The following is a 15310-nucleotide window of genomic DNA, read 5'->3' as shown; positions in this document are numbered from 1 at the left end:
TACTTTTGTTGTTATGTTTGAGTTTAACTTCAATTTTAGTAAAATTATGAATAAAACTAAATTCTACTGGTTGATTCAAATGTTCTGCTGGTCGATTGTCACACTTCTTTCTATCCAACACATTGAATTTACAGATTTCAACCAATCTACTAAAACTATTTATTTAATACTTTATTTTTTTACAGGTCTAATTTCAAGTCACTTTTATAAAATTATTATCGGGCGCTTCCATCCAGATGATATTACTCATCTTCAAAATGCGCTTTTCCCGATGGTAGGTGCTTTGTCAATAGGCTCGATTTATACTGTTCTTGATTATCAGTTATATAATTATTCAGATACTTCTTTTGAGGCTTTTATCGTGATTTTCCTGAAAAATGTATGGAAAGTCTTGCCTTGGTTTATGTTTTTTAACTTGTTTCGTTTTCTCAGTATTTATCAAGATAGAAAACAAAGAGAATCTCATACTGAAAATCTGTTAAGAATATCAAAATTAGAAAGCCTTAAAAAACAGTTAAATCCTCATTTTTTATTCAATGCTTTGAATAGTATTAAAGCATTGACTCTTATTGATAATGTTCAGGCTCGTGAATCTATCATTCAATTATCTGACTTACTCAGACTTTCTTTGAATCTTGGCGAACAACAAAAAGCAACACTTAGCGAAGAACTTCGTTTGGCTGAAAATTACCTTTCTCTTGAAAAACTACGCTTTGATACTCGATTAGAATATGATTTCCAGATTCAAGATGACATTGGAAATATTTTAATTATGCCAATGACTATCAATACGCTTTTAGAAAATGCTGTAAAACATGGAATCGGTCAATTAAAATCTGGTGGACATATCAGAGTTACTGCCAATACTGAAAAAGGTTATATCATTTTAAGTGTTGAAAACTCTGGTGTTTTTGATCCAAGACCTAAAAGTAATGAAGGAGGTATTGGACTAGAAAACCTTAAAAAACGCCTTGAATTACAATATGGCGATAATGCTTCTTTGAAAATTATGAATGCTCAAGGAAAAGTATCAGCCATTATTAAAATGCCTTATTAGTTAAAACAATTTCAACAGTTCTGAAATGGTAGCGTTCGTCAAATCAAAAATGAGATGAGGGAAAATACCAAATACCAAAGCCAAGATTGATAAAGGATAAAGCATTATTTTTTCTCTGAAATTTAAGTCTTCTAAAACTCCTTCAAATTGTCTTACCCAGTACTTCCCAAAGAAAATTCTTTGTAAGGTCCAAAGGAAATAACCAGCACCTAAAACCAAACCAAATGCAGCGATTGCCGTTAACCATCTTGGAATTAATGGACTATTAAAACCGCCCATCAAAGTAAATACTTCGCCAATAAAACCTGAAAAAGCAGGTAAACCCAAAGAGGCAAAAAAGGCAATAGCCGTCATGGCTGTGTAAAGAGGCATTTTATTCGCCAAACCTTGATAGCTATCAATACGGCGGTCGTGTGTGCGGTCGTACAAAACACCCACCAATAAAAACAACATTGCAGAAAGTACTCCATGCGAAAACATTTGATATACCGCTCCGTTGATACCTTCGCTAGTTAATGAGCCAATTCCTAATAGTACAAAACCCATGTGCGAAACCGAAGAGTAAGCAATCATTTTCTTCAAATCGTTCATGGCTAAGGCGTTGAATGCTCCGTAAATAATCGATAATACCCCAAAGGCAACAATCACAAAAGCGTATTCTGTAGCTACTTCTGGAAAAATAGGATAAGCGATTCTTAAAAATCCATAACCACCGATTTTCAATAAAATTCCTGCAAGTACAACTGAAACTGGCGTTGGTGCTTCCACGTGAGCATCTGGTAACCAAGTATGCACGGGCACGGCTGGCAGTTTAATACCGAAGCCAATCATTAATAAAATAAAAGCTAAAGCACGAGCTGAGAAACTGAAAATCTGCGTTCCAGATAAAATATTCAACCAAGAATCAGGAAGGAAATTACCTGCATCTGGCATAAATCGTAAATCGAAAGTATGTACAATTTGTTCTGAAGGAATTTTTAGGTCTTTCAATAAGTTTTGTACTTCTGTAATAATTTGTGGCGTGATTTCCGAAACATCATTAATTAAACCAATTCTGACAGCCGTTTCTACAGGGTCAACTACAGAAAGATAAAGGGCAATCATCACAATTAAGATGAAAATTGACCCAAATAAAGTATAAAGGAAAAACTTGATAGAAGCATATTCTTTTCTTGGTCCGCCCCAAATACCAATCAAAAAGTACATTGGTAAAAGCATGAATTCAAAGAAAAGGTAGAACAAAAACATATCTAAAGCCATAAAACAGCCAATCACCGAACCTGATAGTAACAAGTAAAGTGAAAAATAGCCTCTTTCTTTTTGTTCAATTTGGAAAGAGGAAATTGCTCCAACAAACATCACAATGCCCGTTAATAAAACCATAGGCATACTGATGCCATCTACACCCAAAAGGTAGTCGATAGAACCGACACCCAAATTTCCCAATGGTAGCGTTATCCAATCCAATTGTTCAAGGAATTGATAATCGGCAACATCGTGGTTGAAATTTTGGTATAAGTAAATACAAATCGCTAATTCTATCGCTGTAACGCCTAGCGTAAACCATTTGAAATAAGCTTTGAATTGGTCTGGAGAAAAAGCCACAACCAACGAAGCAATCAATGGTAAAAATATAAGTACTGATAAAATGGGCATAATGATATAAGAAAAATTGTGTTCGATAGAGTGTCAAACGCAATATCAAGATGAAAAAACGATAAAAATAACCAATGCAATCAAGCCTAAAAACGACATGGCTACATAAAGCTGTACTTTACCCGCTTGCACTGAACGAGTAATTTTCCCGATTTGTCCAGCAAAAAATGCCATCACATTCGGAATACCATCAATAAATTTGGCATCAAACCAAGCAATCATACTAGCAATCACGACTTGTAATTTGGCAAATACATTTACGAATCGGTCAAGATAATCTTTATCCAATCCTTGTAGTAAATCGGATGCTTTCAAGACTGGATTAACAAAGGCTTTTTGATAAAGAGCGTCTAAAGTCGGAACTGTAAAATCAAAAACTTTATTTCTGGATAAATATCCTAAAGCAATTCCTGCCACAGCCAAAGTAGTAGAAAGATAAGCTACCCAATGATTTTCGCCCGTTTTTTCTACCATTTCAGGTTTCATAAATTCCCAAAACCAAGTGCTTTCAGCATTGAGTGGATTGAAAGTAAATATAAAACCAATGGATAAAATCGCTAATAAACCGATAGGAAAAGTGATTTTCCAAGAACCTTCATGAATGGCAAATACATCTGCTTTTTCATTTCTGAATTCACCAAAGAAAACCATCCAAACCTGACGAGTCATATAAAATGCAGACAATAGAATACCGATGAAAAACACTACGCTGATAAGATGTAAAGCCATACTTTGATGTTGTTCTGCCTGTGCAATTACTTGTGCAAGAATAGAATCTTTCGATAAAAATCCAGAAAAGAATGGAATTCCCGCCAAAGCCAACGAACAAACGATATAACAAACAAAAGTAAAAGGCATCCTTTTGCGTAAACCGCCCATCAGGCGCATGTCTTGTGCATCAAAACCGTGTCCCGCATGATGCAAAGCATGAATAATAGAACCCGCACTTAAAAACAAACCAGCTTTAAAGAAAGCATGGGTTAATAAATGGAAAATAGAAGCATCAGAACCCAAACCAACGACCATCAAACCTACTTGTGAAATGGTAGAATATGCTAAAGTCTTTTTAATATCTGTTTGAAAAATCGCATAAACGGAACCCATCAGCATGGTAATACAGCCGACTGAAGCTACAATTACAGATTCATCAAAACCTAATAATGGATTAATACGAGCCAATAAATAAACCCCAGCAACAACCATTGTGGCGGCGTGAATCAATGCTGAAACTGGCGTTGGTCCTTCCATGGCATCGGGCAACCAAGTATGCAATGGAAATTGTGCTGATTTACCAACACATCCACAGAAAAGTAATAAGCCTGCTACTGGAATTAAGGAAGTATCTGGAACATTCGCCATTTCGCTACTGAAAGACAGAAAATTGCTATGACCAAATAAATAATATGCTAGAAAAATCCCCAGTAAAAAACCAACATCACCCACACGATTCACTAAAAATGCCTTTTTAGAAGCATTCACTGCTTCTGGTTTTTGATACCAGAAACCAATTAGTAAGTAAGAACTTAAACCTACCAATTCCCAGAAGGCATACATTACCAATAAATTATCGGTCAAAACAATGCCAAGCATCGAGAATACGAAAAGACTTAAAAAACCAACATAACGATATTGGTCGGGTTCTTCTTCCATATACTCTAATGAGAAAATCTGTACCAGTAAAGCAATGAAGTTTACCAATACCAACATCATTAACGTAAGTGAATCTGTTAAGAAGCCAAAAGAGTAAGTTTCTTTTCCGAGTAAAAACCAATTGAAAACCAAATGTGGATTGGCAACATGTAGATTTTGACGAAGAAGTACGATTGAAAAAATAAGGTTTAGCCCTGTTAAAGCGATACTTAGCCAAGCGGCTAAAGTATTATATTTTTTACCCAACAGAATTGGCATAATAAACCCTGCGAGTGGGGTTAGTAAAATGAGCCAAATCAAAGTGGAAGGATTCATAAAGCTTAATCACGAAGGTTTTTATACTCCTTCGTAGAGATTTTCTTGGAAAATTTCAATTTTTGTGCAAATATACGGGTCAAAATGTATTTACTCCTAATCGAATTTAGATAAAACCCACTAAGTTTGTGGAGTAATCTCTTAATATTCAATATTTCTTTGCAATTAATAGCATTTCCTTGCTTTATTTTATATTCTTTAATTAACCAAATACTTTAATACGATGGATAACGCAAAAACAGTAAACTATTCAAGAACGACCATTACAGAGTTAATGATTCCGTCTTACGCAAATTTTGGAGGAAAAATTCACGGAGGAATTTTATTATCATTAATGGATAAGGTTGCTTATGTATGTGCTGCCAAGCATTCAGGCACGTATGTGGTTACGGTATCGGTAGATAATGTTGAATTTAAACAGCCCGTAGAAGTAGGTGAATTGGTTTCGCTACATGCTTCGGTCAATTATGTTGGGAATAGTTCTTTGATTGTAGGTATTAAAGTAGTGGCTGAGAATATCAAAACGGCGAGTGTAAAACATACAAATACTTCTTATTTTACGATGGTTGCCAAAGATGATCATGGAAAATTGACGGCTGTACCGCCACTAATTTTAGAAAGTGATGAAGACATCCGTAGATTTTTGGAAGCACTGAAACGTAAAGAAATTAAGAGTTCATACAAAGAGCTATTGCATGATGCCAAAACTTGTATGGAAATTGATGAAAACTTACATTTATTAGATGCCGAACGTTGTATTGTGAAGCGTGAAAAAGATATGCAAAGCGAGTGGATATAAATTAATAATTAGGTGTTTGGAATCATTTTGAAGCCAAGATAAAATGGAGTACTTTTACAAAATTGATTCCAAGTTTATCCTAATCTACTGATTCCAATCTCTCTAATTGAGTATTCATGATGAAAATATTAAGAGTTATCCTCATTATCCTAGCAATTTTAGCTTCTCTAGCAGTTTTTTTTAGATTTTATTACACCAAATCGTTTAGTCCATCTTCAACGGCAGAATACGAAAAAAATGGCTTGAGTATTACCGTAGATTATTGTCAACCTTCAAAAAAAGGTAGATTAATTTTCGGAACAGATACAGAAAAAGCCCTTGTACCTTATGGTAAATGGTGGAGAACAGGAGCGAACGAAGCAACAGTAATTAAGTTTTCAAAAGATGTAACCATTGCAGGGAAATTACTCAAAGCAGGTACTTATACACTCTTTACGATTCCAGAAAAAGGAGATTGGACAATCATTTTCAATGCAGAAGTTGGGCAATGGGGTTTATCTTATGATGAAAAGAAAGATGTTTTGAAAGTACCAGCCCCATCTACTCAAACAACAGATAGCGCAGAAAAATTTACCATTGATTTCAATGAAAAAGAAGTAGGCGTTGATATGATTTTACATTGGGATACAACAGTAGTCACTGTTCCGATTCAGTAATTACATTTTGTATCGAAATCAAAAAATAAGCATTTTGCGGTTTTCTTCGGTTTTGACATACTTGAAGTATCTCACGAGATACTTCAAGTATGTCGAGAGACACTAAATCACGCAAAATACCGCAAAAAAGTATCTCGTGATATACTTTGAGTATCTCGTGAGATATAAAATCCCGCAGAATACCGCAAAAAAGAGTCTCCCAATATACTTTAAGTATGTCGGGAGACTCTTTTTGTATGAAATTGCTATATTTCTAATGGGTATTGGCTAATTTAGTACATACGACTCAAGATATTTTTCTACTCGTTGCTTATGAAAAAAAGAATGAGAAATAGATAAGATTTTAACAACACTATTTTATCATAATTGACCCTCAAATATGAAAAAGAATCTTTTATTATTGTGGTTGCTCTTTGGTTTAGCAGGGAATGCTTTTGCACAAGAACAATACTTTAAACTAAATCAATGGCTTGAAAACAATGTTGATGACATGGGCGGGCGAGCTATCTTGATGGTTTATCAAGATGGGAAAATAGTGTATAGCCATGCTGTGAATCAGATGAATAATAGGCAAAAAATGCTTGGCAAATTGATTGCTTCCCGCCAAGATAAAACAGCAGATTTTAGTAATTTTACTCCTAATTCAAAACAACCAATTGCCAGTTGTAGCAAATGGCTGAGTGCTGCATTGGTGATGACTTTTGTGGATGAAGGCAAATTGAAATTAACCGATACCGTCGGGAAATTTCTGCCTGTACTTTCAAAAAATGGTAAAGGGGGAATTACAATAAAGGAATGTTTATCACATACTACGGGCATTTTATCTCCTGATTTAAGAGAAAATTTAAAAGAAATGAGAGTAATCCATAGTATGGACGAAGCCATTGAAAATATTGCTCAATATCCAAGGGAAGGACAAGCAGGCAAAGTGTTTCGTTACAGTAATACAGGTTTACAAATTGCGGGTGCTGTCATAGAAAAGATAAGCGGAAAATCATTTGAAACATTATTTGCCGAACGCATTGCATCACCATTTGAGATGAAAAATACCGATTTTGGCAAAGCCAAAGTAGCTTTGCCTGCTGGCGGTGCAAACAGTACGCCCAATGATTATATGAATTTCTTGACGATGATTTTGAATAAAGGTCAGTTTCATGGAAAGCAGATTCTTTCAGAAAAAAGTATTGCTGAAATGCAAGTAAATAGAATTAATGCCGAAGTAAAAGTGGCTTATTCCCCTGCGGAGGCGGGTGGATTAGGTTATGGATTCGGGGAATGGATTATGGCAAATGGCGCAATTAGCAGTCCGGGATTGTTCGGAAGTTTTCCTTGGATTAATAATGACAAGAAGTACTGTGCATTTTTAATGACATTTTACCTAAAATCAGAGGGTCGCCAAGAGAAATATGTTGAATTAAGGAAATTGGTTGAAGCATCTCTACAATAACTTTTCATGGTATTATAAGTACAAATAAAAACCCTCCTTTTTGTTTTGTCCACAAAGAGGAGGGTTTTAGCTAGCAAATTACTCTTTTGCTAATATTGGGAAAGGTATTTACGAAACTTATAAACCTACCACACCAGTCACAGCTAAAGTTAATCTAATATCAGTGTTTGATTTAACTGAAATTTTGTTCAAATCTAAAGCACTTGAAAGACTCAAGAAAGCGTTTAGTGTAGCTGATGAACTAGCATCGCCTGAAGCTTTGTATGAAGCGAAGTGAATTTCATAATCACCTTCTTCTAAGAACGATACTTTGAAATTACCATTTCCATCCACTTTTGAACTTGATACTGCATTTTTAAATTCTACAGAACTATCACCTTGTCCTTTTGCTTCTGTGCTTTTGTTAAATTCGCCTTTTTTATAGACATAAGCTACAACATTACCCATTACAGCTTGGTTATATCCACTCATTTGTCCTGAGATTGTACCCGTAGTCGTTTTATTAACAACTCTGAAAGACGATTGCAACTCGCCATAAGTTACGAATGAGTAATTTTTCTTTGAGTTCTCATTGTATGTTTTGATGGCTTTTCTTAAATCGAAATCAATCATCAAATCAGTTGCTGCATTTTGCGCAATGGTAAATGGTTTAGTATTTACATCTAATGAATTTCGTGCATTACCAGAAATCACCAATTTACTTTTTGTACCATCAACTTTTGAAAGGTAACAACCCGGTGCATTACCAAATTGGTCTTTTTCATAGTCAAAAATAAAGGTCAATTTACTGTAAGTACCAGTTTGGAATTGTCCATCTCCCAAAGTAAAGAAATTACCATTATTCAGTTCAGCAATGTTAATGGTTTTTGGTCCTTGGAAAGCATCATATCTTTTTCCGTCTAATCTTACTTCTGTAATGGTAACAAAAGCGCCATTAACTTCGGCATTGTCAATTGGAGCATCCGTAATGCCCATTCTTACTTGTCCTTTTGGAGCGTTCGGGTCTTGTTCTGTCGCCTCTGGCGTTACATTTTCATCATCTTTGCTGCATGACCATTGTAAAGTAGCGATTCCGAAAGCCATTAAAGCATAAATAAGGATTCTTTTAGTTTTCATAAGACATTATAAAGTTTAAGATTTGAATGATTGAATTGGAATTTTTGCGTTTTTGGATATTTACTCGTTAATCTGTATTTCTTAATTTGAATCTGTTGTTTTGCTCAATGAATGTAAAAGAATTATGCTTGGCTGATGAAAAGCCTAGTGATTAGAAGCCATAAAAGGAAATGGATGATTGTAAATTGCTGATTTACAGTGTTTTGATTGTTGGAGGGGTTTTGTTTCTTCACATCATTGTGTGATAGAGAATCGGAACTTTATGCTTAAAAAGCTTTTTGAAGCTAAAAGAGTAATAAGGTGAAAATTGGGGAAATTGTGTAGAAATTGTGTAGTTTTTTGGACAATCCAAGAGAATGCTGATTACTCAGAAAATTTAAGGTATTATGTTTCAGGATAAAACTGTTGGTAACCCTTGCGGTTACCTATTGACAATTGCTGAGATAAGAAACGGTAACCGTAAAGGTTACCGCTCAGGTAATTTATTCTTTTGGCATTGGTAGTAATCTCGATTGCTTTTAAACCAGAAAATGTAATTAAAAATAGATTTTTAATCTGATAGTTAAGCAATGAATACAATTTAAGAGACGTTTTATTTTTTGCAAATAATTGATAATTAGAAGTTTGTAATTCTAATTGTTAATCACTATTTACTAATCACTATTTAGTTTTTGATAAACTTCAATACTTCTCGATGTTTGTCCGCCAAGTATTCAATGAAATATTGACCAGAAGATAAATGTTCAAGATTGATGATGGTGAAAGTTGAATAGAGTTGTGTTTCAATTTGTTGGATTTTTTGTCCGCCTGTTCCCAAAATACTTAAGCTTGCTTTGCCTGTTGGGTGAGATACTTTCAACGATTGTTGTGCTGGATTCGGTCCAATGGCAATTTTATTCACGGGTTCTTCTTCCACCGCTAAAGGAGCATTAACTGAACCTTTTAGGGCTAACAGTTTTTCACTCATGCCTGAAGACTTATGTGTAATATTTCCAGTAAAATTACCAATCAGTTTAGCTGTCATTCTTACAGCGATACTTGTTTGGGATAATTTTCCTGACGTAGGTATAAGTTTTAAACTAGAAGCCGCATTTACCCAAGTTGTATTATCCAAAGAAATTTCAAAATGAGGTGGAGGCGTCAGAATAATTTCAGCCAGTAAGTTATCGCCTGAAAGATTATAAGTTTGAGTATTCGCAGGAACACCGCCAATCAAATAAACAAAATCTTGTAAATTTTGACTAATGTTAAGCGTCGGCGCTGAGGCTGTTAAAATTGCTTTTACAGGTAAAAGAATCGTAGTTAAACCCTCTGTAACATGCGAAATATTTCCAGAGTAATTTCCCGCATTAGCAGTGTTTACTCTTACATAAATGGTAGTTTGGGTAATTTTTCCAGCGATTGCTGTTAACTTCAAACTGGTATTTGAACCAAACCATGCTATTCCATCTTTTGAAATTTCAAAATTAATGGGTGCAGTAATACTCAAATCTTGAGTCAGGTTTTCACCTGTAATGGAATAAGTTTGGATAGGAGAGTTAGTCCCAACCATAAAAGTAAAATCACTGAGCGATTGGCTAACATTAAGCACTACAGGTTTCACGGCATTCAAATCTTTGATAGACCCCAAAATACTTAAATCCTTAATTTTTGCATATCGTCCCGCACTTGAACTACCCGTACTAAAATACATTCTGATAGTAATTGAATCGCCAGCCACTAGATTAATACCATTGGCACCATTTAGGGCTAATTGATAGAAAGTAGCCGTTTCACTAGGTTCTGAAACAGGCAATGCTGGCGTAGCAAATGCCCCATTGGCAGTATTTGGCATTGGTATGCCACTCATCAAACCGCCTGAAGCATCAGCAGAATCAGCTTTGAAACCAGTTTTAGAATAAACAACAGCAAATTTTCCAGTAGCAGCGGCATACAATGCCATTTTTAAACTGATAGAGTCAACTTTTACAGCATAACCCGATGAAGCTTTAATCACAAATTGTTCATATAATCCACGGTTTAAGTTATTTCCAAAACCTCCTCCAGCAGTTGTCCACAATCCTCCTCCATCTGTTGAAGGAGCAAAAGCTTGTCCATGCAATGCTGAATAAGCAGGAATCACTGAGTTATTTGAAAGGCTAAGTCTTTTCAAAATTGGTTTTGGAACAATTACTCCTTTGGCTCTTAAAGCCGAACTATCATTATCAGCAACAATCATCGACCAAAAAGCCAAACGCTGTGAAACAGGCAATGGGTCGGTTTGTGTAGTACCATTTACCGTGATAGATTTACTAATAGCATCCGTACTTGCATGCAAAATATTTCCACTAAAAGTACCTGCTTGCGTACTATTTAAACGAACTTGAATACTTGTCGTAGCAATACTTCCATTGGTAGGCATCAAGGAAAAATTACTTGATGAATTCATCCAAGTTTTACCAGCATCGGCAGAAATTTCAAAATTATTTGGAATCGTAATCATAAGTTTATCAGCTAAATTTTCAGCAGATAAACTATAAACTTGTGCCGCAGAAGCTTTCCCTAAACCTTGCATAAAATCTTTGGGTGTACCAACTATCGTAATTGTTGGAACGCTTGATACGGTTAAAGTATCTGAAATGTAATCTTTTAAACCAGTTTTGATTCCTTTCAATAAGTAGTAATAAGTTTTCCCAGCGGCTGGTGCGGCATCAGTCATTTTGAAATTAATGATGGTATCGCTTGCAGATACAGTTTCAGTCAATTTGCTGAAAGTTGCTTTATTGTCGGTACTTCTGTATAATTCATAACGAAGGTCTTTCATTGCCCAAGCTACATTCCATGCGAAAGTTGTTGGGGTAGAAAGATTTGCTCCTTTCGTTACTTTAATATTTACGAAGGCAATTTCAGCTTTTGATGGAGTGCAAAAATCTGTTGTTGTAGCACATGGATTCCAAGTGCCAAAGACTTTGGTATTATCGTAATAAGCCAAGGCATCTGCATCACTTAATTGTTTCGACCATGTTACTCTTTTACTAATATCTGCCAAACTTCCATCATAACGTTTGTTTTTGTATTCTGCGTAAGTAATGATTGAAGTATTGGTTCCAGTATCCCAAGTTGACCAACCTTCTGGTTTTACAATTTTGTTGCCGTAAATACTATTCAAGAAAACTACTTTATTCCCTTTTTTAGCTACATCTGCCGTTGAAGCATCGTTTTGCCAAGGTCTGCCCAACACGTAAGAAGTTACTCCTGTATTCGATGGCAAAATACAATTTCTGAAAATATAGCCATAAGTTTGGGTGGTAGGCGTATTGGCTGCGGTGATATAACTACCCGCCAATTTATCTCCTCGGTCTTTGGCATAAACCACACAAGAATCAAAAACAGTGATGGCACTTCCGAAGATAAAATCAACGACACCGTCGATATAGCAATCTTTGAAATATTGTCTTTTACCATCTCCATTACTCAATACAGTATCTTGTCCACCCAGAAAAATACAGCTTTTTGCCACATTTCTATCGCCTTCTAAAGAAATGGCTAAAGCCTGTGGCGCATCGCCAGTGGTGTTTTCAACCGTTAAATTTTGTAAATAACAGTCAGCTGCTTTGATGGTTAAAGTAGCAGAAGTGCTTGTACCGAAAGTTCCACCCGCAGGATTTACTTTGCCAGAATAATCATTCCAAGAAATAATGGTTTTTGCGGCACTTTCTCCAATGAGATGAATAAAAGTTTTATTCGCAACGATTGATACTTTTTCAAGATATTTCCCATTTTTGATAAAGATTCTGTAAGGGTTTGTGGCATTTACAGGTGCTGCATCAATGGCTGCTTGAATCGTTTTAAAAGAACCAGTTCCGTCTTTTGCTACTACGGCATCGTAACCCATTAAGTCAATGATTACCGAACCACCTGCAATTTCACCTGTTCCAGTGTCTTTACTAATTCCATTCAAGAAGTTCTCTAAATTGGTATAACCATTTGCTGCTATCGTATTTCCATCACTAGCGTTGTTAGGATTTAAACCATTGGCGGTTTCCCAAAGGTCATCCATTCCGTCTTTGTCAGTATCTTTATAAGGAGTATTCGAGCCATATTTTGGAACTCCACCTACATTTTCTGGACTATCAATAATGCCTGAAGGATGCGTAACTCCCGCATCTTTTACGGTTGAATAACCAGTACCTTCATAAGTAGCCGTGCCATTTTTTGTTTCACGAATAATTCTGGCATCAACAGCATCTCGTCGTGGAAGTATTGCACCAGCACTATCCAATACTGTTAAATATGCCTGTTCTGCAGTTTGAGTACGCAAAGGAGCAGTAGCAAAAGGAACACTTTGGCGTGCCGCTTTGATTAGTTCATCGGCTCTTGCATAACTATCTTTTTGTACACCTTTCGTCCAGTTATCTGCCGAAACATCTGGATAGCCCGCTACCACATTGCCCTCAATATAAAACTTACCACCCCAAGTAGTATCTGTGCCATTATCTACCACAAAATTGGAATAATTGAGCAAACGGTTTCTTTTATTGGAACTAGAACTTACGGTTAAATTCCCCGGCGTAGCTGGACCGGGTTTGTAATAATTATTCACCATGTTAATTCTGCTACCTTCGCCACCGTAAGATGAATTGATGTTTCCCCAGTTGTATAATACGTTGTTGCGATAATCAACCAATTCTTCGGAAGCGTCATAAGGAATATAGCCCGGACGAGTACCCCCAAAACGTGGATTTCGAGAAGTATGATGTGCCAATAAATTATGGTGAAAAGTAGCGTTAGCACCGCCCCAAATACCGCCGTAGCCGTGTTTGCCTTTATCGTGTTTTGAATTGAATAAACTTTCGCTCAGAATACACCATTGTAAAGTAAAATTACGAATACCATAAAATGAACCCGTTTCATCGATTGACCAGCTCATGGAACAATGGTCAACAATGATGTTTTCAAAAAGGTGATTCCAACTGTTCATAGCGTCGTCATCTACAGCGTTGTCGTCACCAAAACGACAGCGGAGATAACGGACGATGACATCTGAGGCAGAAATATTTACGGTATAACCAGTGATACAAATTCCTTGACCCGGAGCCGTTTGCCCAGCAATAGTAATGTTGTTTTGTTTAATTTGTAAACGACTTTTTAGCTTTATTTCTCCAGAAACTTTAAAGATGATAGTTCGATTGGGCTGACTGATGGCATCTCTTAAACTTCCTGCACCTGAATCATTGAGATTGGTTACTTCATAAACCGTTCCGCCTCGTCCACCTTTTGCGAAGCGTCCGCCACCTTCGGCAGTTGGAAATGCAAGTTGTTGGGCATTGATTGTCAAAGAAAAAAGCAAAAGGAGTATCAAAGGCAAAAAAAAGCTTTTTTTGCCTTTACTTAATCGTAAAGAAGTTTTCATCGGATTTTATCAGGAAATGTATTTTCCGTTAAAAAGGTTAAAAATGCTTAGTCCCCTTTTGGAAAATATTAAAGAGAACTAAGCAATTGATTGAAATAGAGGTATTTGGATAAAATATTTTTATTTTTTATCCCATTTCTGTACCCAAGCTGGGTAATCGGTACTTAAAAGTTTAGCTGGCCAAATGCCATAATAAGCATAACCAACACGTCTTTCGTTTTCAATTTCAGCTAACGTTGCTCTAGGTACGCTGTCTCTGCCTGTAAAGAAAGGTACATTCGTTTCGTAATTATAAAATCTTGCCCAAAGCGTTGAATTTGGGTCTGCTTTTACCAGACGGTCTTTACCTTTTGGCAATGAAGGGTCTTTTACTTCTTCAATTTTGATGCCTACTAATTTTACTGAATCAAGCCAATTAATGGCAGCTTTTATTGCTTGTTTAATTTCAGGAGAAGGATTATCAATAGCCATTAAAAAAGTGACAATACCCACTGTTTCAGCACCACTTAGCGAAGGCAATTCAAATTTACGGGCTTTAGCTGGGAGTAAAGTAACACGGTCGTGTTGTGCACACCAAGCCGTTAACTTGCCATTTTGTTTGTATTGAGTATTCAAAATACAAGTAATTCCTTTTTGAACGGCTGCTTTAGCCAAAGGTCTTAATGCAGGAGAAACAAGCTCAAAATCATTCTTGGCATCGGCAGTATTTTGCATTACTTTCATCACATCCATCATGGCATTATCATTATAAGTAATGTGCTTATGATAGCCAGAAGTATCAGGGAAGAATTGTCCCCAGCCACCTGCTTTATTTTGGGCTTCCAACAAATACTTGATACCTCTTTCGGCAGCTTGTAGATAGGCTGGATTTTGTGTTTTCTTGTAGGTAGTTACTAAAGTATTGATTTCGTTTGTGGTAGCTTTATCGTCGATAGTGGTATCGTAAACCTTTTTTTCGGACAATAATTTTGCTCGTAAACTTTCTGAAATTGTTAATTTATAATTGATAGCATCACCACCCGGTTGAGGCCAGCCTCCATTATCTCTTTGGTACAAAAGCATTCTTTCAGCAACAGAATCTTGTGGATAAGCATTAGCCTGAACACTTTGCGTGATTTGAGCACTTTTACAGGCAAGCATTTCAAAACTTACCAAACAAGTTAATAAGAGGAAGGTTTTTTTTGACATAATTTTTGAGTTCAATTACCTCATCCCAACTCAA

Annotated in this window: 9 protein-coding genes; 4 read left to right on the top strand and 5 right to left on the bottom strand. The window is 36.0% G+C overall.

Features of this window, described 5'->3' with window-relative positions; all coding sequences use genetic code 11:
- Positions 1-46 precede the first annotated feature (46 nt).
- Positions 47-1057, top strand: a complete 1011-nt coding sequence (locus ABID42_RS01640; RefSeq protein ID WP_367282164.1) for a sensor histidine kinase — start codon at positions 47-49, stop codon at positions 1055-1057.
- Here ABID42_RS01640 and ABID42_RS01635 read toward each other — a convergent pair whose 3' ends face one another.
- Entirely contained in the window at positions 1058-2713 is a 1656-nt protein-coding gene (locus tag ABID42_RS01635; RefSeq protein ID WP_367282163.1) for a complex I subunit 4 family protein, read from the bottom strand.
- 45 nt (positions 2714-2758) lie between these two features.
- Positions 2759-4678 carry an NADH-quinone oxidoreductase subunit L gene (gene nuoL, locus ABID42_RS01630; RefSeq protein ID WP_367282162.1) on the bottom strand — a complete coding sequence of 640 codons (1920 nt, stop codon included), beginning with the start codon at positions 4676-4678 and terminating at the stop codon, positions 2759-2761.
- 223 nt (positions 4679-4901) lie between these two features.
- Between nuoL and ABID42_RS01625 the strand changes: the two genes are divergently transcribed.
- The 3 genes from ABID42_RS01625 to ABID42_RS01615 all read left to right on the top strand — a co-directional run bounded on the left by ABID42_RS01625 (position 4902) and on the right by ABID42_RS01615 (position 7580).
- Positions 4902-5477: an acyl-CoA thioesterase gene (locus ABID42_RS01625; RefSeq protein WP_184128325.1), complete on the top strand. Its 576-nt coding sequence runs from the start codon at positions 4902-4904 to the stop codon at positions 5475-5477.
- A 116-nt stretch (positions 5478-5593) separates the two neighbouring features.
- Positions 5594-6133, top strand: coding sequence for a DUF2911 domain-containing protein (locus ABID42_RS01620; RefSeq protein ID WP_323257142.1), 540 nt, complete (start codon positions 5594-5596; stop codon positions 6131-6133).
- 379 nt (positions 6134-6512) lie between these two features.
- Positions 6513-7580, top strand: a complete 1068-nt coding sequence (locus tag ABID42_RS01615) for a serine hydrolase domain-containing protein (protein ID WP_367282161.1) — start codon at positions 6513-6515, stop codon at positions 7578-7580.
- 117 nt (positions 7581-7697) lie between these two features.
- Here the strand turns inward: ABID42_RS01615 and ABID42_RS01610 are convergent, their stop codons facing one another.
- The 3 genes from ABID42_RS01610 to pelA all read right to left on the bottom strand — a co-directional run bounded on the left by ABID42_RS01610 (position 7698) and on the right by pelA (position 15276).
- Positions 7698-8696 carry a DUF4382 domain-containing protein gene (locus ABID42_RS01610; RefSeq protein WP_323257128.1) on the bottom strand — a complete coding sequence of 333 codons (999 nt, stop codon included), beginning with the start codon at positions 8694-8696 and terminating at the stop codon, positions 7698-7700.
- A 664-nt stretch (positions 8697-9360) separates the two neighbouring features.
- On the bottom strand, positions 9361-14088 hold the full coding sequence (locus ABID42_RS01605; protein ID WP_367282160.1) for a pectinesterase family protein: 4728 nt from the start codon (positions 14086-14088) through the stop codon (positions 9361-9363).
- 120 nt (positions 14089-14208) lie between these two features.
- Positions 14209-15276 (bottom strand): pectate lyase, encoded by a 1068-nt coding sequence (gene pelA / locus ABID42_RS01600; protein ID WP_367282159.1) that lies wholly within the window; start codon positions 15274-15276, stop codon positions 14209-14211.
- Positions 15277-15310: the final 34 nt, after the last annotated feature.

This window comes from Arcicella rosea, assembly GCF_040543805.1.
GTDB lineage: Bacteria > Bacteroidota > Bacteroidia > Cytophagales > Spirosomataceae > Arcicella > Arcicella rosea.
The sequence above is the reverse complement of the archived record's forward strand: the minus strand, read 5'-3'. Positions and strand labels throughout refer to the sequence as shown.

Coding starts and splice junctions, on each gene's coding strand:
- ABID42_RS01610 (WP_323257128.1), bottom strand. CDS start 8,696: ATGAAAACTAAAAGAATCCTTATTTATGCTTTAATGGCTTTCGGAATC.
- ABID42_RS01605 (WP_367282160.1), bottom strand. CDS start 14,088: ATGAAAACTTCTTTACGATTAAGTAAAGGCAAAAAAAGCTTTTTTTTG.
- ABID42_RS01625 (WP_184128325.1), top strand. CDS start 4,902: ATGGATAACGCAAAAACAGTAAACTATTCAAGAACGACCATTACAGAG.
- pelA (WP_367282159.1), bottom strand. CDS start 15,276: ATGTCAAAAAAAACCTTCCTCTTATTAACTTGTTTGGTAAGTTTTGAA.
- ABID42_RS01640 (WP_367282164.1), top strand. CDS start 47: ATGAATAAAACTAAATTCTACTGGTTGATTCAAATGTTCTGCTGGTCG.
- ABID42_RS01620 (WP_323257142.1), top strand. CDS start 5,594: ATGATGAAAATATTAAGAGTTATCCTCATTATCCTAGCAATTTTAGCT.
- ABID42_RS01635 (WP_367282163.1), bottom strand. CDS start 2,713: ATGCCCATTTTATCAGTACTTATATTTTTACCATTGATTGCTTCGTTG.
- ABID42_RS01615 (WP_367282161.1), top strand. CDS start 6,513: ATGAAAAAGAATCTTTTATTATTGTGGTTGCTCTTTGGTTTAGCAGGG.
- nuoL (WP_367282162.1), bottom strand. CDS start 4,678: ATGAATCCTTCCACTTTGATTTGGCTCATTTTACTAACCCCACTCGCA.